The sequence below is a fragment of the Pseudomonas sp. m6p genome (assembly GCF_055760375.1).
The window spans coordinates 6,550,562-6,571,297 of sequence record NZ_CM147084.1 but is presented as its reverse complement, the minus strand read 5'-3'; the positions used below and the strand labels follow the sequence as shown (position 1 = coordinate 6,571,297).

Genomic DNA, 20,736 nt, shown 5'->3' with positions numbered 1-20,736 from the left:
GTAGGAGCTGCCGCAGGCTGCGATCTTTTGATCTTATTTTTTCTTCAGGCAATCACTCATGAAGGTCTTGCGCGCATCACCGGTCAGGGCCTTGGTTTTCGCGTCGGCGTTGCAGGTCTTCATTTTTTCCTGCTGCGGGGTCAGCACTTTGGCGTCATTGGCGGCCGGTGCAGCCTTGAGGCAGGTGCTCATGAAAGTCTTGCGCTCGTCGCCCTTGAGGCTCTTGGCGGTAGCGTCGGCATTGCAGGTGGTCATTTTGTTCTGTTGCGCCGTGGCGGCGAAACCCTGGGAACACAGGAGCAGACCGATCATCAACAAAGGCACACGCAACATCTTCATGGAGTTTTCTCCTTGTCGCCGCATCGATGGATGCGGCCTCCGCTGAAGTGTAGCCAAATCTTGTTACACCTTCCTGCCTTCCAGGTGGCTGCGCCGATACTGTTCCGGGGTACAGCCGGCCTGACGGGCAAACATGGCGATGAAGGCCGAGCCACTGCTGTAACCCAGATCGAAGGCGATCTCCTGCACGCTCTTCGTGCTTTCCAGTGCCTCGATGGCAGCCAGGTAACGCAGGCGCTGACGCCATTCGCCGAAACTCATGCCCAACTCGCGCACGAACTGCCGGGCCAACGTGCGCTCGCTGACGTGTACCTGCGCCGCCCAGTGCGCCAGCGGCTGGTTATTGCCGGGATCGGCCTGTAATGCATCGAGAATCGCCAGCAACCCGGGATGGCTCGCGTACGGCAGATAGCACTCATGTACCGGCGCCTGTTGCAGTTGATCGACCAGCACCTGGGCCAGACGCTGGTCGGCGTCGAGTTCGGGGATCTTCACGTCGCGGGCGGCGAAGTCCTTGAGAATCGCCTTGAGGATGTCGCTGATTGCCAGCGTGCAGGCGCGCGGCGGCAGATCGGCGCAAACCTTCGGATCGAGGCACACCGCGCGGTAGTTGACCGGTTGATGGCTGTAAAAACTGTGCTCGACCTGCGGCGGCACCCACACCGCGTACTGCGGCGGCGACATGAAGCGGCTGCCGTCGACGTCCATGTGCAGCACGCCGTGGGCCGCGTACTCCAGCGTGCCCCACGGATGGCGGTGCGGCGCGGCGTATTCATGGGTGTTGAAGTCGGCGTAGCGGAAGTACACCGCTGACGGCAGTTCGCTGAAATCCAGCAGATCGATGTGTTTACTGTTCATGCTGTCCGGTTGCAGAGGCAGGTTGTCCGGTTCGCAGTATAGGGCTGCATCCAGACAGGGGATAATCACGGTTCATCAACGTTCTGGTTTTAACTCATGCAATACGCGTTTCCCCTGCTGGCGATTTTCATCTGGGCCGGCAATACCGTGATCAACAAACTGGCGGTCGGGGCGATCTTCCCCGCCGAGATCGGTTTCTACCGCTGGCTGCTCGCCGGCCTGCTGTTCACCCCGTTCATGCTCAAAGCGGTGATCGCACACTGGCCGCAGATCCGCCCGAATCTGGGCAAGATCTTCATCCTCGGCGTGCTCGGGATGGCGGTCTATCAAAGCCTGGCCTACTTCGCCGCGACCCTGACCACGGCGACCAACATGGGCATCATTTTGTCGCTGATGCCGCTGATGTCGCTGGCCATGGCCATCATCAGCCTCGGCCAGCGCCTGACCGCTGGGGCATTGTTCGGCGCGGTGCTGTCGTTCGCCGGCGTGCTGGTGGTGGTATCGTCCGGCAGCCTCGGCGCGCTGCTGCAACATGGAGTGAACCTGGGTGACGCGATGATGCTGATCGCCACCCTGGCCTACGCGATCTACAGCACCCTGCTAAAAAAATGGCAGCTGCGCCTGCCGCCGCTGGTATTGCTGTACCTGCAGGTTCTGGTGGCGATTGTGGTGCTGTTTCCGCTGTACGCCGCCTCGCCGAAAACCGGCTTCACCGCGCAGAACATTCCGCTGGTGCTGTACGCGTGCCTGCTGGCCTCGATGCTCGCGCCGCTGGCGTGGATGCAGGCGGTGCAGCGTCTTGGGCCGAGCCGCACGACCTTGTTCTTTAACTTGTTGCCGTTGATTACCGCGCTGATTGCGGCGGTGGTGTTGAAGGAGCAGTTGGCGATGTATCACCTGGTGGGTGGGGTGTTGACGTTGGGTGGGGTGATTCTGTCGGAGCGCTGGACCACCGTTCTAGGCCGCAAACTCAGCGTTGCCTGATGGAAAAGATCGCAGCCTGCGGCAGCTCCTACAGGTGATCGCGTGGATGAACGCTGAAACCTTGTAGGAGCTGCCGCAGGCTGCGATCTTTTGATCTTGTCTTGGCTTTTACAAGCCGGCAGCCTTCAACCGCGCCGCATGCTCGACAAACAACCGCACCGGATCTGCGCCCTTGCCCACCAGCCCCAGCGACTGGTTGACGATATCGAAGTGATCCAGCGGATAGTCGTCGCCAATCACCGTGCCGAGGTGCGAGCTGTAGCGCCCGACCATCCCGTCACACTGCCCCGGCTCACGCACGAAGGTTTTCGCGAACAACCGGCAGCTGCGGTTGGTGCCGTCGAACAGGTTGCCACCGCGGTCAGTCTTGCCCGGCTGCAATGTGCCCGACCACGAGTAATAGCGCACGCCGTTGACCTCTTCCGGCCCGTGACCGCCCCAGGTCTCGGGCAGGCCCTGTGGATAACGCTGATTGAACAGCGCCACGCCCTCGCGGGTCAGCGATTGGTGCGAGGCGTGGATATCCACCGGCAGTTTCGGCCCGTGATAACCGGTTTCCAGCAATGCCATCAGCCAGCCGACAACACGCAGCAGCGCTTCGAGCAGACGGCCCTTGGCGGTGTTCGCCGGGTAGTGTTGCTGCAGATAGTCGGCCAGTTCCGAACCGTGATTGGGCCCGGCCACCGACGTTACCGAGGCGACCAGATCCGGCCGTTTGGCGGCGGCATAACGGGCGGTCAACGAACCCTGGCTGTGACCGAACAGATTGACCCTGGCGGCGCCGGTCTCGCGCAGAATCTCGTCAATCCGCGCCAGCAGTTGCTCGCCGCGCACCTCGGTGGAGTTGAGCGGCGACACCTGTACCGCAATCACCGTCGCCCCGCCACGGCGCAACGCCTTGATGATCCCGTACCAGTACGGATACAGCAGCAGCCGGATAAACCCGAGCATGCCCGGCACCAGCACCAGTGGATAACGTGTCGCCGTACTTTGTGACATGGGCAAACATCCTTGTGGTCGTGAGTGGAGGCCTGACGTGCAAAACATCCGCCAAGCCTCCTCCTTGATGATGACAACGGCACCCTCAGCCTACTTCAGGCCCACCACCCCCGCCACAATCAGCCCCACCGACAGCAGTTTGACCAGAGTCAGGCTCTCGCCGAGCAGGGCAAAGCCGAGAAACACCGTGCCCAGCGAGCCGATCGCCGTCCAGATCGGGTAGGCAATGCTCACCGGCAACTCGCGCAGGGCCAGCGTCAGGAAGTAAACCCCGCCAATCGCCGCGAGCACCGTGATCAGCGACGGCCACAACCGGGTGAAGCCTTCGGCGTACTTCATGCCCATGGCAAACGTGACTTCGAACCCGGCGGCGATCAGCAGGAACAGCCAGGCCACTTAGAACGTCCGGGCGAGGTCGAGCAAACGCTGCTCGGCCTCGGCCACTGACACGGCGAAGGTGCGCTCGGCCGACTCCTCGCCCTCGGCCGCGACCACCGTGACGTCGTTGATACCGATAAAGCCCAGCGCGGTGCGCAACCACGGATCGGCGTGGTTCAGTGCTTCCAGTTCACCGCCGGGGCCGAAACCGAATCCGCCGCGACTGGTGACAATCAACGCTTTCTTGCCCAGCAGCAGCGGGGTGTACTGGGCCACGCCGTTGTCGAGGGTGTGGTCGAACGTCAGGCCCAGGCGCACGATCTGATCGACCCAGGCCTTGAGGCCGCTGGGCACGCTGAAGTTGTACATCGGCGTGGAAATCAGCAGCAGGTCATGCTCGAACAACTCGCTGACCAATTGATCGCTGAGCGCCAGATCGGCCTGCATCGACAGTGGACGCGCCTCGGGCTCAGGATGAAACGCGGCAGCGACAAACGCTTCGTTGACTGGCGGGATCAGCGCGCGCCCGACTTCACGGCGGGTGATCTGCGCCTGCGGATGGCGCAATCGCCAGGCGCTGAGAAAGCTTTCCGCGAGGCGCCGTGAATGCGAACGGTCACCCCGTGGGCTGGCATGTATTGCAAGAATTTTGCTCATCTGTATTTGCTCCGGACTAGAATCAAACGGCTTGTGGCTTGCAGCTTGAAGGGCGTGACCGCGTCCGTTCAAATGAGCAAAAATCAGTCGGGATGAATTCATTTCATCCATGGAGTTTTCAATGTTCGCCTCGTTGCCGCTGACCGCTCTGCGCGCCTTCGAATCCGCTTCGCGCCTGCTGAGTTTCAAGGCCGCCGCCGAAGAGCTGTCGGTCACGCCCACGGCAATCTCTCATCAGATCCGTACGCTGGAAGACTGGCTCGGCGTCGCCCTGTTCGAACGTTTGCCGCGTCAGGTGCGCCTGACCGAAGGTGGCGAGCGGCTGTTTCGCAGCCTGCACGGCGCGCTGCTGGAAGTGGCGCAAAGCGTCGATACCCTGCGCCCGCAACGCAGCGGCAGCAGCCTGACGCTGTCGACCACGGCCGCCTTCGCCGCGCTATGGCTGGTACCGCGCCTCGGGCGCTTTTATGCGCAGCACCCGAACATCAACGTGCGCCTCGATACCCACTGCGAAGTCATCGACTTGCATCAGGACGCCAGCGTCGATCTGGTGCTGCGCTACAGCCTTGACGACTACCCCAATCTTTACGGCTTGTGCCTGTTCGATGAGGCGTTCGGCGTGTACGGCTCACCGGAGCAGGTGGCGCTGGCCGCCCGGCGCACGCCGGCGCTGATCAGCGTGCGCTGGCACAACTCGAAGCTGTATGCCCACGGCTGGGAAGCGTGGTGCGCCCGCGCAGGTGAGAACTGGCTGAACCAGCATCCCGCAATGCGCGAATACGACGAAGAGCACTACGCCTTGCAAGCGGCAATTGCCGGGCAAGGCTTGGTCCTTGCGAGCAATATTCTGGTCTCGCAGAGCGTCGCCAGCGGTTTACTGGTGCCGTACAAGGGGCAGGTGCAGGTTGAGGGTGCCGGCTACAGCGCGCTGTGTGTGCCGGGACGGGAGCGCCATCCGCCGGTGCGGGCGTTTTTTGCCTGGTTGCAGGAGGAGGCCGCGTTGTCCGGACTGACGCCAAGATCGCAGCCTTCGGCAGCGCCTACAGGGGGGACGGCGCAAATCTCGTAAAACTTTTTGCATCGCGCAGGACTCACAACCAGGGTAAGCGATCACGCCTGTAGAGCGTGGCGCCCATTGGATTAGCCTCCTGGAGATCGAAATGAGCGATGACCTGCACTTGTCGGATGTCAAAACCCTGCGCGAACGTGCGCGGCAACACGTCGAGAACGGCGCGGTAACCGAAAGCTACAGTGCCAACCGTGAAGAGGTGCTGCGCCTGCTCAACGAATCGCTGGCCACCGAACTGGTCTGCGTGCTGCGCTACAAGCGCCACTACTTCATGGCCAACGGTCTGAAAGCCAATGTGGCCGCTGACGAATTTCTCGAACACGCCACCCAGGAAGCACAACACGCCGACCGTCTGGCCGAGCGCATCGTGCAACTGGGCGGCGAGCCGGAGTTCAATCCGGACCTGCTGTCGAAAATGTCCCACGCCCAATACGTGGCCGGGAACACCTTGAAGGAAATGGTCTATGAGGACCTGGTGGCCGAGCGGATCGCCATCGACAGCTACCGCGAGATCATTCAGTACATCGGCGAAAAAGACCCGACGACTCGGCGCATCTTCGAAGACATCCTCGCGCAGGAAGAAGAGCACGCCGATGACATGGCCGACATTCTGAAAGACCTGTAAGCCTTTCAAAACCACCTTCGCGAGCAAGCTCGCTCCCACACTGGAATCCATTTCAAATGTGGGAGCGAGCCTGCTCGCGAAGGGGACGCTACAGAAACAAAAAGATCGCAGACTGCGGCAGCTCCTACATTCCACTGTAGGAGCTGCCGCAGGCTGCGATCTTTTGCTCTTGCCTTACTTGGTTGGCTTGACGGTCACGGGCGCCTTGCCCGCCTTCATCTGCTCAAGCAGAGGCGCACACTGATTCGGCTCCCCGCCACTCGGCGCCACCAGCGCCAGCAGCCCCGCCGCTGGTGCAGCGATCACGCCCAGTGCAACCATTCCCGCCCCGCGCAGCATCAACGGTACAGCCTTGACCCCGGCGTCCGGCTTGATGAACTTGCCGCGCACGTACAGCGGTGAACGCAGCGAAATCAGACGCCAGCCCTTGGATTCCGGGGTCACGGTCAGGTCCAGTTGCTCGGTGGCCATGTTCGCCGTGCCGTCGATGTAGATGATCGCGTTCTCGGTATCGAACACAAACAGCCGAGTGGTCGCCAGACCCGTCTTGATGTCGAAGTCCGCCGCCGCGCAGTTGATCTTCACTTCCTTGTCGCCAAAGATCTTGCCGACCACGTAGTTGCCGACGTTGAGCCCTGCCAATTCCATCAGCTCACGGCTGATCGCGCCGTCGTTGATCAGCATCTTCAACTGGCCATTGGCGCCGCCGAGCAGCTTGGCCACCGAATTGCCGCGGCCGCTGATATCGGCGTCGCCATTGAGCTCACCGAAACTGGTTTTCATCGGTTCGAAGGTCGGGAACAACTGCTTGAGTTTGAACCCGCGCGCGGTCAGTTTGGCCCGCCCTTCCAGCGGTTCGGCGCGACCGTTGAGGCGGATCTGCGCGTCCAGATTGCCGCCGGCCACGCCGAAGCGCAGCGGTTCCAGGCTGAGCTCGCCGTCGTTGAGTTTCAGGTGGGTATAAAGGTCGGTGAAGGGCAGTTTTTCGCTGTGCACGATGCGTTTGCCGGTGAACTCGACGTCGGCATCCATCGCGCGCCAGCGGTCGGTCTTGAACTCTTCAACCGGCAGCACTTTGTCGGTCGGCTGCTTGCTCTCGCCGCCGCGGGCCTTTTGCTTGTCATTCGAGTCGGCGCCGATCAGCGGCGCGAGGTCGGCGAACAGCAGTTGATTGGACAGCAGCGCGCCACTGAGTTTTGGCCGAGGCTGACTGGCGACGTAGGTCAGATCGCCATGAATGTCACTGCCGCCGATCTTGCCGTTGAATTGCTCGTAGGTGAATTTCGCCCCGGCGGCGTCATGCAATTTGGCAATCAGATGGCCGTCGGTGGAGTACGGCGGCGTGTCCGGCAGGGTCACGCCGGTTAGCGGATAGAGGTTGCCGAGGCTGGCACCGGCCAGTTTCAGCCGCAGATCGAGAGCACCGAGGTTGAGCGGGTCGGTCAACGTGCCGGCGAGTTCGAGGCTGGTGGCGCCGATCTTCGCCTGGGCCTGCAGCGGGAACGGTTTGTTCGCGTCCTGCAACGCCAGCAACCCGCCGATTTTGCCCTGGCCGGTGAGATTCTGGCCGTGGTACTGGCCTTTGACCTTCAGCGCGAACGCATAGTCCTGCGGCGCGGTGCCTTTGTCCTGGGCCGTTTTCGCGGCTTTGTCACCGACGATTTCGCTGAACGGAATCGGTTTGCCCAGCGGGTCGATCACCACGTCGAGATTGGTCTTCAGCGTCTGGTCGTCCAGCGTGACATGGCCCTTGTCGAAACCGATGGCGCCGATGTCCACCACCCAGTTCGACGGTTCGGCGTTCGGGTCTTTCGGGTCGAACTTGAAGGTCCAGTTGGCGCGCCCATCGGCCAAGCGTTGCAGTTGCGCATTGGGTTCGGTCAGGTCGATCCGCGGGATCGTCACCCGTTGCGCCAGCAGGGCCAGCGGCGAGATGCGCAGCTCCACGCGTTTGAGCGTGACCATCTGCGGCTGCTTCGACCAGTCCGGATTACCCAGCGTCAGGTCTTCAGCCACCACGTGCGGCCACGGCACCCAGGCCCGCCAGCCGCCCTCGTCCGGCTCACGCTGCCAGATCACCGCGAGGTTGCCATTGATGGCAAACGGTCGATGCAGTTCTTCCGAAACTTTGGCGTTGAGCGGCGGTTTGATCCGGTTCCAATCGAAGAACACGATGATCAGAACGAGTACCGCCAGCAGCAGTACGAGGATGGCGAAGGTCCAACTGAAGATTTTCCCGGTGCGCGTCATGCACAAAACTCCTGATGACGACCGCACGCCGACTTCGCGACGCACAGCTGAAACGGCGGGCCAAAGCGGCCCTCATGAATTCTACGACTGGCAAACAGTGCGCAGGTTTAATCGGAATATAGATTCCGTGGCAAAAAATCGCCCGAATGCTGACCGATTGGTCGAACAGCGTTACCGCCACCCGCACATTTGCGAGGCGCGAGTGAGTCGAAAATACCCACTGCGGTGCAAAACCGCCGCCCGCAAACGCCCGAGCTAGAGCGCCTCGGCAGAACAATCAATTCTGTTGATTATTACCATTGCGTTTATGAACTTTTATATCGACTTATCGAGAGTAGCATTGGCTTCGTACCCACTTTATCGCCCTCCCAAGGAGCAACCCATCATGAAACGCCAATTACTGCTCAGCCTTACCCTGTCGATGCTAGCCAGCACTGCTTTCGCCCTGCCCGCTGCCGATCAGGCTACCCCACAAGTGAAATCCAGCCACTCGGTGTTCAGCCAGACTGTGGCTGCTGATGGCGGCGACCGCACACCACAAGGCCAGACCCTGGCTGAAAACGGCCGTAATCGTCTGGAAGAAAAAGGCCTGGTACAAGATGGCTACGACAAGACGCCACAAGGCCAAGCTGTAGCAGAAGGTGGCCGTGATCGTCTGGAAGAGAAAGGTCTGGTGCAAGACGGCTATGACAAGACTCCACAAGGTCAGACCCTGGCTTCCGATGGCAGCGACCGCACTCCACAAGGCCAGACCCTCGCTGAAGGTGGTGGTGACCGCACCCCACAGGGCCAGACCCTTGCCGAAGACGGTTTCGACAAAACCCCACTGGGCCAAGCCGTTGCCGAAGGTGGTGGTGACCGTGTGATCGAACGCAACAGCGCTTTGAGCTAAGCCCATGGCGGCCTGGAAAAAAAGCCCAATCACCGGATTGGGCTTTTGACTTTTTCAGCACTGGCAATCTGCAAAACCCTTTTTTACCGCTGACATTCCCCCTGCCGTTCGACGCCAGCAAAGCCGATTTGCTAGAGTGCGGCGCTTGTCCCGCTCAAGAAAACGCCTTTGCGATGCTGCCCCGCGCCGAACAGAAACAACAGACCCGCAATGCCCTGATGGACGCTGCCCGCCATTTGATGGAAAGCGGCCGAGGATTCGGCAGCCTGAGCCTGCGCGAAGTAACCAAGACCGCCGGCATCGTGCCCACCGGTTTCTATCGGCATTTTGCCGACATGGACGAGCTGGGGCTGGTGCTGGTCAGTGAAGTCGGCCAGACCTTCCGCGAGACCATCCGCCTGGTGCGCCACAACGAATTCGTCATGGGCGGCATTATCGATGCGTCGGTGCGGATCTTCCTCGACGTGGTCAGCGCCAACCGCTCGCAATTTCTGTTTCTCGCCCGCGAACAGTACGGCGGCTCGCTGCCGGTGCGTCAGGCGATCGGTCGTCTGCGCGAGAACATCAGCGCCGACCTCGCCGCCGACCTGACGCTGATGCCCAAGTTGCAACATCTGGATGCAGCCGGCCTGAGCGTGATAGCCGACCTGATCGTCAAATCGGTGTTCGCCACCCTGCCGGACATCATCGACCCGCCTGCCGAGGCCCTGCCGGAACATTTGACACCCCAGGCGAAGATCACCCAGCAATTGCGCTTCATCTTTATCGGCCTCAAGCACTGGCAAGGGCTGGGCAGCACCGAGTAAAGATCAAAAGATCGCAGCCTTCGGCAGCTCCTACACCAACCCCCTGTAGGAGCTGCCGAAGGCTGCGATCTTTTTTATTGGCCACAAATTGGTGCATGTAAAAATCTTCACGCACCAAAATCTTCCAAAATTCTGCAACATCTTGAAACATCCTCTACGCTCCGACAGGGATTTCCTACATCTCGCACGGTTGGCAAGCCCCTTGCTCTAGCCCTCTCTACAGTCCACTGCTGGAAGCTTTCCGATGCTGGTGATTCATCGCAGAATCGACCCTCAACCTGTCTGGTCCGCCGAGTTGCACCTGACCTTCGAAGCGCGGAGCAAAAGCCGTCTGCGCTGTTTCAGTGCCGATGGCGAAGACGTCGGGCTGTTTCTGGAGCGTGGTCAGGCGCCGTTATACGACGGCGAATGCCTGCAGGCCGAAGACGGCCGCATCGTTCGCGTCTGCGCCCGCCCCGAGCAACTGCTGCACGTCACCTGCGCCAATGCCTTTGAACTGACCCGCGCCGCCTATCACCTGGGCAACCGCCACGTCGCTCTGCAAGTCGGCGATGGCTGGCTGCGTCTGCTCGATGATTACGTGCTCAAGGCCATGCTCGAACAGCTCGGCGCGCAGGTCGAAGCGATTGAAGCGCCGTTCCAGCCGGAGCACGGTGCCTACGGCGGCGGCCATCACCATTCGCGGCATGGCGACGAAGATTTCAATTACGCGCCCAAACTCCATCAGTTCGGCGTTCGCCTGTGAATCCGGCCTGGGCGCTGCTGCGCCTGGCCAGTCCGCAACTGCCGATTGGCGGCTACAGCTATTCGCAAGGCCTGGAAATGGCGGTGGATAACGGCCGCGTGAACAACCCGGACAGCGCCCGGCGCTGGATCAGCGATCAACTGCTGCTCAACCTCGCCCGTTTCGAAGCGCCGCTGCTGCTCGCCCATTGTCAGGCTGCGGCCGAGGAAAACTGGCCCGAGTTGCTGCATCTCTGCGAAACCCACCGCGCCAGCCGCGAGACCCGCGAGTTGCATCTGGAGAGTCGGCAGATGGGTTACTCGCTGCAGCAGTTGCTCAACGGTCTGCCGGAACTCGACGCGCCGGCCCGCCGCTTTCTTGAGCAATGCGCGGAACCGCATCTGGCCCTCGGCTGGGCACTCGCCGCCCGTGCCTGGCAAATCAGCCCACAGGATGCGCTCGCCGCGTGGCTATGGAGCTGGCTGGAAAACCAGCTCGCGGTATTGATGAAAACCCTGCCGCTGGGCCAGCAAGCCGCCCAGCGCCTGACCAGCGAACTGCTGCCGCTGCTGCAACAAGCGCAGCAGGACGCCACCCGCATTAATCCCGAACACATCGGCAGCGCCGCGTTCGGCCTGTCCCTGGCGTGCATGGCGCATGAGCGCCAGTACAGCCGACTGTTTCGCTCTTAGGAGAACAAACCATGAACACACAACCCCTGCGCGTCGGCATCGGCGGCCCGGTCGGTTCCGGCAAAACCGCATTGACCCTGGCCCTGTGTCTGGCGCTGCGTGATCGCTACAACCTGGCCGTCGTCACCAACGACATCTACACCCGCGAAGACGCCGACTTTCTGGTGCGCAACGAAGCACTGGCACCGGAACGCATCATCGGCGTGGAAACCGGCGGCTGCCCGCACACGGCAATCCGCGAGGACGCCTCGATCAACCTCGAAGCCGTCGATCAACTGAACCGACGCTTTCCGGGGCTGGACCTGATTCTGGTCGAATCCGGTGGTGACAACCTGTCGGCAACCTTCAGCCCGGAGCTGTCAGACCTGACCATTTACGTGATCGACGTCTCTGCCGGCGACAAGCTGCCGCGCAAGGGCGGGCCGGGGATCTGCAAGTCCGATCTGCTGGTGATCAACAAGATCGATCTGGCGCCGCTGGTCGGCGCGTCGCTGGAAATGATGAACAGCGACACCCAGCGCATGCGTAACGGCAAGCCGTTCGTCTTCAGCAACCAGAAAACCGGCCAGGGCCTGGAAGACATCATTGCCTTCATCGAACGCCAAGGCCTGCTGAACGCCGCCTGATTCATTGACCAACAAGGAAGCTTCTCCATGACACTCAAACGCATTCTCGGCGCCGTGGCGCTGCTGCTGACCCCGGCCCTCGCCTTCGCCCACCCGGGCCACGGCGACAGTGGGCTGGTCGCCGGTATCAGCCACCCGATCGGCGGCCTCGACCACTTGCTGGCGATGATTGCGGTCGGCCTGTGGGCGGCGCAGCAACAAGGCGCGGCGCGCTGGGCGCTACCGTGCACGTTTGTCGGCACCATGCTGATCGGCGGCATGCTCGGTTTTGAAGGGCTGGAGTTGCCGGCGCTGGAAAGCGGGATCGCCGCTTCGGTGCTGGCGCTGGGTCTGGCAGTGGCACTGGCGGTGCGTCCACCGCTGGTGATGGCGGTGGCGGCAACGGCGCTGTTTGCGCTGTTCCACGGTGTGGCGCATGGCCTGGAACTGCCGGACATGAGCAGTCCTTGGGCGTATGCCGCCGGTTTTGTCGCGGCGACGGCGGCGCTGCATGCGGCGGGTTATGCCGTGGTTCGTGTTCTGCCGCAGGCTGCTGCGCCGTTGGTGCGAGTGGCAGGTGCTGCTTCGGCGGTGACTGGCGCCTGGTTGCTGGCCGGCTGATCTTTATCGCCCCCACAATTGGACTGCACTCTCCTGTAGGAGCTGCCGCAGGCTGCGATCTTTTGACTTTGATTGTTAAAAGCCAGATCAAAAGATCGCAGCCTGCGGCAGCTCCTACAGAATCAAGCTGCGAATCCGATTCAATTATGGGAGCGGGCTTGCTCGCGAAGGCGGACTGACAGACTCCGCGTCTCTAAGGCCCGCCGCTCTGCTACCATGTCGCGCAATCGCCCCAGCCGTGACGACGTCCGCCAATGCCCCATGCTTGCCGCTCCACCTCCCTGCCCGAATTGACCGCCCTGTTCAGCGACGTGCAACAGCACTTTCTGAACGTGATCGTGCCGCTCTGGCAAGGCCCGGGCTGGAACGCCGACATGGCGCTGCCTTACGAGGCACTCGACGCGGCGCACCAACCCTTGCCACCGCAACGCTACCGGGCGATGGCCTGCGCACGGCAGCTGTACCTGTTTTCCAGCCGGATCGGGGTTGTGGATAACGCCGAGGTGCGCGCCGCCGCGCTGTTCCGCTCGCTGCAACGGCACTTCCATGATGCCGAGCACGGCGGCTGGTTCTACAGCATCGACGCGCAAGGCCAGCCGCTGGATCAGCGCAAAGACCTCTACACCCACGCCTTCATCCTGTTCGCCTGCGCCCATTACTGGGCCAAGTCCCGCGAGCCGTTGGTGGAATCCACGCTCAACGCTGCACTGGAAGTGATCGCCCAGCGCTTCGCCACTGGCGATGGCTTGTACGAAGCGTGCCTGGACCGCGACTGGAGCAACCTGCAAAGCGGTCCGCTGCAAAACCCGCTGATGCACCTGGCCGAAGCGTTCCTCGCCACCCTCGCCGTGCGCGAGGATGCGGCAACGCAGCACGCGCTCGTCGAATTATGCACAGGCATGCAGCAACACTTCGTCGATCCGCAGCACGGCGTGCTGATGGAGAAACCGCTGGGCGCTGTGGATAACTGGTACGAGCCGGGGCATCAGTTCGAATGGTATTTCCTGCTGGAGTCGTCATCACTGCTGCGCGGCTCGAAACTGCACGCGGCGCTGGACCGGGCATTCGCTTTCACCGAACAATTCGGCGTTGAACAAACTTCAGGCGCAGTGCGGGCAATGCTCGATCTGCAACGGGATGGTCGCCCGAAAGATTCGACCCAACGCATCTGGGCACAGGCAGAATATTTGCGCGCCCTGACCTTGCGTCCGGACAGCGAAGCCGCGGTACTGCGCCAGTTGCAGGCGCTGCAGCAACGGTTTCTGCATGCGGGCGGGTGGCATGAGTGCCGGGATGAACTGGGTGAGGTCAGCCGCAAGGACATGCCATCGACCACGCCTTATCACTTGGCGACGTGCTATAGCGGATTGGCTGAATACCTGCGCTGATCTCATGAAAAATGGGATTGCTGTTGCAAAGGGATTACTGTGGTGAGGGGATTTATCCCCGACGGCGCGAAGCGCCCCTAAAACAGCAGGGCCGCTGCGCAGCCCATCGGGGCGGTGCGACGTTTCGCTAAATCCCCTCGCCACAAATGTGTTGTCAGCCTAAATGGGGGGTTACATCACGCAATCCACTTCTTGTCGCCCGTGAAGCTGATGGTCAACCAGCGCGCCGCATCCGGCTCGCCCAACTGCGCCGAAATCTCCTCCCGCAACGCATCCAGTTGCCCAACGCTGTGCAACCGGTAATTCGCCGGCAACACCACATGAATCTCGATGAACCGCGCCCGTCCGTGCTTCTGCACGTAGGTCACGTAATCGTCGAAACCGTGTTCGACCTTCGCCGCCTCCATGACCTGACGCACCTGATCATCCAGCGTATCCGGGGCAATACCCAGCACATCGCGCAGCGCCGGGCCGAGGATCTTGAACGCCGGCGGCAACATGGTCAGCGCCAGCACGATCAGGATCAGCGGGTCGACAAATTTCGCCCACGCCTCAAAGCCCTGGGCCTTGAGCAGCAGCGCCACGAGAAAACTGATCAACAGGCCGACCGAGAGCATCGCGTCCACCAGCCAGCTGATGTTGTCGAACTGGATCAGGCTGGACTTGAGTTTGCGATTGCGCCGACGCACGTAGAAGAAGTAGGCGAACTCGACGACGGTGAACACCGCCGCATAAATGATCACCAAGCCCAGCTCGATGTCGCGGCCGCCGTTGATGATGCCGAACACACCGTTGAGAAACGCATAGATAGCGATCAACAGCAGGAAACTGCCTTCGATCAGCAGCACCATCGGCTCCAGATGCCAGAAACCGAACTGGAAGCGATGATTGCTTTCTTTGGCGATCAACCTGGCGGTGATCAACATCAGTACTTTGATGAACGTTGCGATCAGCGAGAAAAAACCATCGAAAAGGATGGATTGCGAACCTGAAACAAAACCGGTGACGATCCCGGCAATCGACACCGCGAACATCAGGATGGTCGATTGTTTGAGCAACGACTGCTCACCTCGGTTACTCACGTAGCCTCCTCTAAAAACCTTTGAACCGCGGGGTGCGGTGGGGTTTGTCGGAGATGAGTTTACCTTACCGCCATGTTTTGCCTGTTACGGCCTCATCGCTGGCAAGCCAGCGATGGCCATTATGCGGTCTTACGCCTTGTTACGCTCGATGGCGAACCCGGCCCAGGTCTGGCTCACCGGCATCAGCTCCAGGCTGTTGATGTTGATGTGTGCTGGCGCGTTGAGCACCCAGAAAATCGTTTCGGCGATGTCCTGCGGCTGGATCGGCTCGGCCCCGGCGTAGGTGGCGTTGTAGCGTTCCTGGTCACCGGCAAAACGCACCAGCGAGAACTCGCTTTCGCACAGGCCCGGCTCGATGTTGCTGACGCGCACGCCGGTGCCCTGCAGGTCGCAGCGCAGGTTCAGCGAGAATTGCTTGACGAACGCCTTGGTCGCGCCATACACGTGGCTGCCCGGGTACGGATAGTTACCGGCGATGGAGCCGAGGTTGACGATGCCGGCGCCACGGCCGTGAGCGATCAACCGTGGCAACAGCAGGCGAGTGCTGTACATCAGGCCTTTGACGTTGGTGTCGACCATGGTGTCCCAGTCGTCGAGGTCGCATTTGGGTGCCGGATCGACGCCCAGCGCCAGCCCGGCGTTGTTGATCAGGCCACGCAGCTTGGCGAACGACGGCGGCAGATTGGCAATTGCCTCTTCCATCGCCTTGCGGTCACGTACATCAAGTACCAGGCCATGCACTTCAGTCTGCTCCGACAGTTCGGCGCACAGGGCATTCAGACGCTCTGCACGACGACCGGTCAACACCAGTTTCCAGCCAGCCTCGGCAAATCGACGGGCACAGGCTTCACCAAAACCGGAGGTTGCGCCGGTAATAAACAGGGTGTTGGACATCGTGTTCTCCTTGCGTCGGCCGCCAGCGCAGCCATTGGAATAGAAAATCAGCAGCCAGCATGCCCGGCCCGGCATTTACGAGCAACACCCGCACCGGGACATATTCCGATCAAATTTTGATCAACCGTCGCTACGCCATACCTGCCGTGGCCTGTAGCCATGTGCACGCACGTTATCCACAGTCCCTTCCACAGTTTCCGGGGGCAAGTAGAAACGCGCAAAGCCGCGCCACACAAGGCTTTGCGCGGAAAATAGAAAGTTTTTTGCTTGACCCTGAAGCCGCGGTTGTGCCGGAGATGGCATTTTGCACGACCGGCCGGTCAGTGCGGTGATTGCGCGAGGCCAGTAATTACGGCCCTCAGCGCGGTCTTTCCAGAGTTTAGTCACAGACTTATCCACAGGCTTGTTCACATGGAATTGCCTCTACTGCGCGGCCCAGAAAAAGGTTGACAACAGCGTCTTCGGCTCCCGCAAAAACGCCTGATCAAAAAGCGATCACCCGCCTGCAAGCCACGTCACACAAGGGCTTCAGCCAGCTACTCCCACGTTATTCACAGCCAGCTCCACAGCAAACGGGGACAAGTCAAAACTGTGGAAAAACAGCCATTTGCAGCGTCTATATGTCGCGCTTTGACAGCGATGGGAATTTGTTTTCCACAATTTCAGAATGTGCTTGATGTCCTGGCTTGATTCCATGTAGGAGCTGCCGAAGGCTGCGATCTTTTGATGTTGTTTTGAAGATCAAAAGATCGCAGCCTTCGGCAGCTCCTACAGGGGTTGTGGTGGTTTGAGATGTAAAAGCCCCGGGACTCGCGTCGCCGGGGCTGTGCATGACAACGGTTGGGTCAGTGCCCGCCCAGATAAGCGTTACGCACCTCCTCGTTCACCAGCAGCTCTTTACCGGTACCGGTCAGGCGAATCTCGCCATTGACCATCACATACGCCCGGTCCGACAGCTTCAACGCATGGTTGGCGTTCTGCTCGACGAGGAAAATGGTCATGCCGGTTTTCGCCAGTTCACGCAGGGTGGCGAAGATCTGTTTCACCACGATCGGCGCCAGGCCCAGGCTCGGTTCATCAAGCAACAACAGCTTCGGCCGACTCATCAAGGCGCGGGCAATGGCGAGCATTTGCTGTTCGCCGCCGGACATGGTCATCGCCCGCTGAGTGCGGCGCTCTTCGAGCCGCGGGAACAGCTCGAACATGCGCTGCATGTCCTCTTTGGCGTACTTGTCGCCAATCGGGATGGTGCCCATCAGCAGGTTTTCCTCGACGGTCATGTCGGGGAACACCCGCCGCCCTTCCGGCGACTGCGCGATGCCGTTGGAGGCGATGTAGTGCGAGGACTTGTGGGTGATGTCGATGCCTTGATAGAGGATCTGTCCGCCCGCCGCCCGTGGCTGGCCGAAGATCGACATCAGCAGCGTCGATTTGCCCGCGCCGTTGGAGCCGATCAGGCTGACCGTCTCGCCTTCGTTGATCTCAAGCGACACGCCTTTGAGGGCCTGGATCGGGCCATAGAACACGTCCAGGCCTTTGAGTTCGAGGATCGGTTTGCTCATACCAGTTCCTCTTCGTCGGCGCCCAGGTAGGCGGCAATCACTTTTGGATCGTTGCGAATCGCATCGGGTCCACCCTCGGCGATGACCACGCCGTGATCCAGCACCACGATGTGGTCGGAAATGCTCATGACCATGCCCATGTCGTGTTCGATCAGCACCACGGTCAGATCATGCTCGTCGCGCAGCAGCCGGATCATCGCGCTCAGCGCTTCGGTTTCCTGAGGGTTGAGGCCGGCGGCCGGTTCGTCGAGGCAGATGATCTGCGGCCGCGTGCACATGGCCCGGGCGATCTCCAGACGACGTTGCTGACCGTAGGACAGCTCACCGGCCAGGCGGTTGGCGCAGTCCACCAGATCGACCACTTCGAGCCAGTAGAACGCGCAGTCCAGCGCATCGCTTTCCGCTTTGCGGTAGCCCTTGGTGTTGAGGATGCCGGCGAGCATGTTGCGGTTGACCCACATGTGCTGCGCCACCAGCAGGTTTTCCAGCACCGACATTTCCTTGAACAGGCGAATGTTCTGGAAGGTCCGGGCCAGACCGGCGCGGTTCACCAGATGCGTGCCACCAAACATCTTGTAATACAGGCGACTGAGGAAGCTTTTCGGCGAGACGAAGTCGGTCGGTTTGAACGACTCGCCCAGCAATTGGATGACGTTGGTCTGCTTGCCGCGCACGTTGAGTTCGATCTTGCCGCCGGAGGCCTTGTAGAACCCGGTCAGGCAGTTGAATACCGTGGTCTTGCCGGCACCGTTCGGCCCGATCAGGGCAAAAATCGAGTTGCGTTTGACCTTGAGGCTGACATCGCTCAAGGCCTTGATGCCACCGAAGTGCATCATCAGTTTTTCCACAGAGAGTACGACTTCACTCATGGCGCAGTCCTCTCATAGTGAATGGCACCTTTGCGTGGAGTGACCCCGGTACGGCTGATGCGGATCAGCCCTCGAGGTCGCCAGATCATCATCAACACCATCAGGATGCCGAACAGCAGCACGCGATATTCCGCGAAGCCGCGCAGCAGTTCCGGAGCAACCGTCAGCACGAACGCTGCGATCACTACGCCGATGGTCGAGCCCATGCCGCCGAGCACGACGATGGCGAGGATCAGCGCCGATTCGAAGAAGGTGAACGAGGTCGGGTTGACGAAGCCTTGATAGGTGGCGAAGAACACCCCGGCCAGACCTGCGGTCGACGCACCGATGGTGAACGCCGAGAGCTTGACCAGTACGTGGTTCAGGCCCATCGAGCGGCAGGCGATTTCATCTTCGCGCAAGGCTTCCCAGGCGCGGCCCACCGGCATTTTCACCAGACGATGCTTGATGTACAGCACGGCCAGCACCACCAGGAACAACACCGTATAGATGAAGTAATACTTCACGTCCGGGTTGTAGGCGATGCCGAAAAACTCATGGAACGGTACCCCGCCATCCTTGGCCCGCTTGCCGAATTCCAGGCCGAAGAACGTCGGCAAGGGCGCCGGCATGCCGTTCGGCCCGCCGGTCAGCGACAGCCAGTTGTTGAGGATCAGGCGGATGATTTCACCGAAGCCCAGGGTCACGATGGCCAGATAGTCACCGTGCAGACGCAGCACCGGAAAACCGAGGATGCAGCCGGCCAGACCCGCGGTGATCGCCGCCAGCGGCAGCACAGTCCAGAAGCCCAGCCCGAGGTATTGATAACCGAGCGCCAGACCGTAGGCACCGATGGCGTAGAACGCCACGTAACCGAGGTCGAGCAGACCGGCGAGGCCAACCACGATGTTCAGCCCCAGCCCCAGCAGCACGTAGATCAGCCCGAGGATGACCACGCCCAGCAGGTACGAGTTGGAGACAAACGGCACAATCACCGCCAGCACAATCAGCAGTGGAATGATCCAGCGCAGGCGTGATTTGTGATCGGCAGGCAGCACATGTACACCGGAACCGGTGCTCTCGAATCCGTCGAGGATCTTCAGGCCCTTGGGCGTCTGCAGAAACAGGCTCAAGGCAAAGCGGCCGATCATGACAATGCCGATGATCCACGCCACGCGGGTTGGTTCGAGGTTGAAGCTGTAGCCGTCGAGCACGACACCGACAATCGGGCCGAACACGATCAAGGCAATAAGGCCGGCCAGAATCGCCTCAACCAGGCTTTTTTTGATATCGATGTTTTTTTGAGTGGTTGAAGACATCGCTTACACCTTCGACACAAGAGGACGGCCCAACAGGCCCTGAGGCCGGAAGACCAGAACAAGTACGAGCAGCGAGAAGCTGAACACGTCTTTGTAGTCGGAGTTGACCAGGCCCGAGAACAGCGACTCGGAGATCCCGAGAATGATCCCGCCGAGCATCGCGCCGGGCAGTGAGCCGATCCCGCCGAGCACGGCGGCGGTGAACGCCTTGATGCCGATGACGAAGCCTGCGTAGAAGTCGAACGTGCCGTAGTTCATGGTGATCAGCACGCCGGCCAGAGCTGCCATCGCTGCACCGATGATGAACACGTAGGAAATCACCCGGTCGGTGTTGATCCCCAGGATCGAGGCCATCTTGCGGTCTTGCTGGGTGGCGCGGCACATGCGGCCGAGCTTGGTGTACTTGATCACGTAGGTCAGCAGGCCCATGCCGACGAACGCGGCCACCAGAATGAAAATCTTGGTGTAGGTCAGCTGGACGAAACCGCTGCCGACGTCAATGCGCCAGGCACCGGTGAGCAGCGTTGGAACACCCTGTTGGCGGGCGCCCTGGCTGATCTGGGCATAGTTCTGCAGGATCAGGGAGATGCCGATGGCGCTGATCAGCGGTGCCAGTCGGGTGGAGTTGCGCAGAGGTTTGTAGGCGACGCGTTCGATTACCCAGCCATAGACGCCAGTGACGACGATGGTGAACACCAGCGTGCCGAGCATCAACAGCGGGAAGGATTCGATACCGAAGTAAGCCAGCAGAGCCAGACTGATTGCCGCCAGGTAAGCGGAAATCATGTAAACCTCGCCGTGGGCGAAGTTGATCATGCCGATGATGCCGTAGACCATTGTGTAGCCGATGGCGATCAGGCCATAGACCGACCCGAGGGTCAGGCCGTTGACCAGTTGCTGCAGGAAAATACCATCCATAACGCAATCTCACGCAATGAGAACCTGCCCGCCGGGGCGGGCGGTTCTTCTAGGAAAAATACAGATTTACGTCGGAGCAATGTCAGAGCGCGATGAGCCCAGACCCACCGATCTTCTGTGGGAGCTGGCTTGCCAGCGATAGCGGCGGATCAGCCAACCTGTGTGTCGACTGACCTGACGCCATCGCGGGCAAGCCCGCTCCCACAGGTATTGGTGGGGATCAAGC

22 protein-coding genes are annotated in these 20,736 nt (G+C 60.8%); 10 read left to right on the top strand and 12 right to left on the bottom strand.

Translation table 11 applies throughout. From position 1 onward, the window contains the following. Window positions 1-33 precede the first annotated feature (33 nt). Together ACYZUM_RS29940 and ACYZUM_RS29935 are read right to left on the bottom strand one after the other, a co-directional pair. Window positions 34-339 carry a PsiF family protein gene (locus tag ACYZUM_RS29940; protein WP_003221193.1) on the bottom strand — a complete coding sequence of 102 codons (306 nt, stop codon included), beginning with the start codon at window positions 337-339 and terminating at the stop codon, window positions 34-36. A 63-nt stretch (window positions 340-402) separates the two neighbouring features. Continuing rightward, window positions 403-1,197, bottom strand: coding sequence for an AraC family transcriptional regulator (locus ACYZUM_RS29935; protein WP_108184359.1), 795 nt, complete (start codon window positions 1,195-1,197; stop codon window positions 403-405). 96 nt (window positions 1,198-1,293) lie between these two features. Between ACYZUM_RS29935 and ACYZUM_RS29930 the strand changes: the two genes are divergently transcribed. Next, window positions 1,294-2,181, top strand: a complete 888-nt coding sequence (locus ACYZUM_RS29930) for a DMT family transporter (RefSeq protein WP_108181533.1) — start codon at window positions 1,294-1,296, stop codon at window positions 2,179-2,181. Between the two features lie 108 nt (window positions 2,182-2,289). On the opposite strand, the gene ACYZUM_RS29925 is transcribed toward ACYZUM_RS29930, so the two are convergent. The 3 genes from ACYZUM_RS29925 to ACYZUM_RS29915 all read right to left on the bottom strand — a co-directional run bounded on the left by ACYZUM_RS29925 (window position 2,290) and on the right by ACYZUM_RS29915 (window position 4,215). Continuing rightward, entirely contained in the window at window positions 2,290-3,180 is an 891-nt protein-coding gene (locus ACYZUM_RS29925; RefSeq protein ID WP_108181532.1) for an esterase/lipase family protein, read from the bottom strand. A gap of 90 nt (window positions 3,181-3,270) precedes the next feature. After that, window positions 3,271-3,576 (bottom strand): DMT family transporter, encoded by a 306-nt coding sequence (locus tag ACYZUM_RS29920; RefSeq protein ID WP_108181531.1) that lies wholly within the window; start codon window positions 3,574-3,576, stop codon window positions 3,271-3,273. Then, entirely contained in the window at window positions 3,577-4,215 is a 639-nt protein-coding gene (locus tag ACYZUM_RS29915; protein ID WP_108181530.1) for an FMN-dependent NADH-azoreductase, read from the bottom strand. It abuts the gene before it with no gap. 109 nt (window positions 4,216-4,324) lie between these two features. Here ACYZUM_RS29915 and ACYZUM_RS29910 point away from each other — a divergent pair, with 109 nt between their 5' ends. Further along, a complete protein-coding gene (locus ACYZUM_RS29910; protein WP_262947766.1) occupies window positions 4,325-5,284 on the top strand; it encodes a LysR substrate-binding domain-containing protein in 960 nt (319 codons plus the stop codon). A gap of 91 nt (window positions 5,285-5,375) precedes the next feature. Beyond that, window positions 5,376-5,909, top strand: a complete 534-nt coding sequence (locus ACYZUM_RS29905) for a ferritin-like domain-containing protein (protein WP_003221186.1) — start codon at window positions 5,376-5,378, stop codon at window positions 5,907-5,909. A 174-nt stretch (window positions 5,910-6,083) separates the two neighbouring features. Here the strand turns inward: ACYZUM_RS29905 and ACYZUM_RS29900 are convergent, their stop codons facing one another. Next, window positions 6,084-8,159, bottom strand: coding sequence for an AsmA family protein (locus ACYZUM_RS29900; RefSeq protein ID WP_108181528.1), 2,076 nt, complete (start codon window positions 8,157-8,159; stop codon window positions 6,084-6,086). Window positions 8,160-8,544: 385 nt separating this feature from the next. Here ACYZUM_RS29900 and ACYZUM_RS29895 point away from each other — a divergent pair, with 385 nt between their 5' ends. From ACYZUM_RS29895 to ACYZUM_RS29865, 7 genes are all read left to right on the top strand, one after another. Continuing rightward, window positions 8,545-9,051, top strand: a complete 507-nt coding sequence (locus ACYZUM_RS29895; RefSeq protein ID WP_041065594.1) for a hypothetical protein — start codon at window positions 8,545-8,547, stop codon at window positions 9,049-9,051. 173 nt (window positions 9,052-9,224) lie between these two features. Continuing rightward, window positions 9,225-9,857 (top strand): TetR family transcriptional regulator, encoded by a 633-nt coding sequence (locus ACYZUM_RS29890; RefSeq protein ID WP_007966952.1) that lies wholly within the window; start codon window positions 9,225-9,227, stop codon window positions 9,855-9,857. A 244-nt stretch (window positions 9,858-10,101) separates the two neighbouring features. Then, the gene (gene ureE / locus ACYZUM_RS29885; protein ID WP_003221180.1) at window positions 10,102-10,602 is read left to right on the top strand and encodes an urease accessory protein UreE; all 501 of its coding nucleotides are present in this window, start codon (window positions 10,102-10,104) and stop codon (window positions 10,600-10,602) included. Beyond that, window positions 10,599-11,273, top strand: a complete 675-nt coding sequence (locus ACYZUM_RS29880; RefSeq protein WP_103368038.1) for an urease accessory protein UreF — start codon at window positions 10,599-10,601, stop codon at window positions 11,271-11,273. Before ureE ends, ACYZUM_RS29880 begins: the two co-directional genes overlap by 4 nt. An 11-nt stretch (window positions 11,274-11,284) precedes the next feature. Continuing rightward, a complete protein-coding gene (gene ureG / locus ACYZUM_RS29875) occupies window positions 11,285-11,899 on the top strand; it encodes an urease accessory protein UreG (protein WP_041065601.1) in 615 nt (204 codons plus the stop codon). A gap of 27 nt (window positions 11,900-11,926) precedes the next feature. Beyond that, window positions 11,927-12,499, top strand: a complete 573-nt coding sequence (locus tag ACYZUM_RS29870) for a HupE/UreJ family protein (protein ID WP_047291003.1) — start codon at window positions 11,927-11,929, stop codon at window positions 12,497-12,499. 254 nt (window positions 12,500-12,753) lie between these two features. Continuing rightward, entirely contained in the window at window positions 12,754-13,887 is a 1,134-nt protein-coding gene (locus ACYZUM_RS29865) for an AGE family epimerase/isomerase (protein WP_108181527.1), read from the top strand. A gap of 176 nt (window positions 13,888-14,063) precedes the next feature. Here ACYZUM_RS29865 and ACYZUM_RS29860 read toward each other — a convergent pair whose 3' ends face one another. From ACYZUM_RS29860 to ACYZUM_RS29835, 6 genes are all read right to left on the bottom strand, one after another. Further along, the gene (locus ACYZUM_RS29860; protein ID WP_086794257.1) at window positions 14,064-14,969 is read right to left on the bottom strand and encodes a cation diffusion facilitator family transporter; all 906 of its coding nucleotides are present in this window, start codon (window positions 14,967-14,969) and stop codon (window positions 14,064-14,066) included. 129 nt (window positions 14,970-15,098) lie between these two features. Continuing rightward, a complete protein-coding gene (locus tag ACYZUM_RS29855; protein ID WP_047291000.1) occupies window positions 15,099-15,863 on the bottom strand; it encodes an SDR family oxidoreductase in 765 nt (254 codons plus the stop codon). Window positions 15,864-16,708: 845 nt separating this feature from the next. Next, on the bottom strand, window positions 16,709-17,425 hold the full coding sequence (locus ACYZUM_RS29850) for an ABC transporter ATP-binding protein (RefSeq protein ID WP_108181526.1): 717 nt from the start codon (window positions 17,423-17,425) through the stop codon (window positions 16,709-16,711). Beyond that, on the bottom strand, window positions 17,422-18,294 hold the full coding sequence (locus tag ACYZUM_RS29845; RefSeq protein ID WP_041065624.1) for an ABC transporter ATP-binding protein: 873 nt from the start codon (window positions 18,292-18,294) through the stop codon (window positions 17,422-17,424). Before ACYZUM_RS29845 ends, ACYZUM_RS29850 begins: the two co-directional genes overlap by 4 nt. Next, window positions 18,291-19,592, bottom strand: coding sequence for a high-affinity branched-chain amino acid ABC transporter permease LivM (livM, locus tag ACYZUM_RS29840; RefSeq protein ID WP_041065627.1), 1,302 nt, complete (start codon window positions 19,590-19,592; stop codon window positions 18,291-18,293). The genes ACYZUM_RS29845 and livM overlap by 4 nt, the downstream gene beginning before the upstream one ends. A 3-nt stretch (window positions 19,593-19,595) precedes the next feature. Then, a complete protein-coding gene (locus tag ACYZUM_RS29835) occupies window positions 19,596-20,510 on the bottom strand; it encodes an ABC transporter permease subunit (RefSeq protein WP_027613532.1) in 915 nt (304 codons plus the stop codon). Window positions 20,511-20,736 lie beyond the last annotated feature (226 nt).

Coding starts and splice junctions, on each gene's coding strand:
- ACYZUM_RS29850 (WP_108181526.1), bottom strand. CDS start 17,425: ATGAGCAAACCGATCCTCGAACTCAAAGGCCTGGACGTGTTCTATGGC.
- ACYZUM_RS29900 (WP_108181528.1), bottom strand. CDS start 8,159: ATGACGCGCACCGGGAAAATCTTCAGTTGGACCTTCGCCATCCTCGTA.
- ACYZUM_RS29835 (WP_027613532.1), bottom strand. CDS start 20,510: ATGGATGGTATTTTCCTGCAGCAACTGGTCAACGGCCTGACCCTCGGG.
- ACYZUM_RS29930 (WP_108181533.1), top strand. CDS start 1,294: ATGCAATACGCGTTTCCCCTGCTGGCGATTTTCATCTGGGCCGGCAAT.
- ACYZUM_RS29845 (WP_041065624.1), bottom strand. CDS start 18,294: ATGAGTGAAGTCGTACTCTCTGTGGAAAAACTGATGATGCACTTCGGT.
- ACYZUM_RS29935 (WP_108184359.1), bottom strand. CDS start 1,197: ATGAACAGTAAACACATCGATCTGCTGGATTTCAGCGAACTGCCGTCA.
- ACYZUM_RS29915 (WP_108181530.1), bottom strand. CDS start 4,215: ATGAGCAAAATTCTTGCAATACATGCCAGCCCACGGGGTGACCGTTCG.
- ACYZUM_RS29910 (WP_262947766.1), top strand. CDS start 4,325: ATGGAGTTTTCAATGTTCGCCTCGTTGCCGCTGACCGCTCTGCGCGCC.
- ACYZUM_RS29890 (WP_007966952.1), top strand. CDS start 9,225: ATGCTGCCCCGCGCCGAACAGAAACAACAGACCCGCAATGCCCTGATG.
- ACYZUM_RS29925 (WP_108181532.1), bottom strand. CDS start 3,180: ATGTCACAAAGTACGGCGACACGTTATCCACTGGTGCTGGTGCCGGGC.
- ureG (WP_041065601.1), top strand. CDS start 11,285: ATGAACACACAACCCCTGCGCGTCGGCATCGGCGGCCCGGTCGGTTCC.
- ACYZUM_RS29865 (WP_108181527.1), top strand. CDS start 12,754: ATGCCCCATGCTTGCCGCTCCACCTCCCTGCCCGAATTGACCGCCCTG.
- ACYZUM_RS29870 (WP_047291003.1), top strand. CDS start 11,927: ATGACACTCAAACGCATTCTCGGCGCCGTGGCGCTGCTGCTGACCCCG.
- ureE (WP_003221180.1), top strand. CDS start 10,102: ATGCTGGTGATTCATCGCAGAATCGACCCTCAACCTGTCTGGTCCGCC.
- ACYZUM_RS29905 (WP_003221186.1), top strand. CDS start 5,376: ATGAGCGATGACCTGCACTTGTCGGATGTCAAAACCCTGCGCGAACGT.
- livM (WP_041065627.1), bottom strand. CDS start 19,592: ATGTCTTCAACCACTCAAAAAAACATCGATATCAAAAAAAGCCTGGTT.
- ACYZUM_RS29855 (WP_047291000.1), bottom strand. CDS start 15,863: ATGTCCAACACCCTGTTTATTACCGGCGCAACCTCCGGTTTTGGTGAA.
- ACYZUM_RS29940 (WP_003221193.1), bottom strand. CDS start 339: ATGAAGATGTTGCGTGTGCCTTTGTTGATGATCGGTCTGCTCCTGTGT.
- ACYZUM_RS29895 (WP_041065594.1), top strand. CDS start 8,545: ATGAAACGCCAATTACTGCTCAGCCTTACCCTGTCGATGCTAGCCAGC.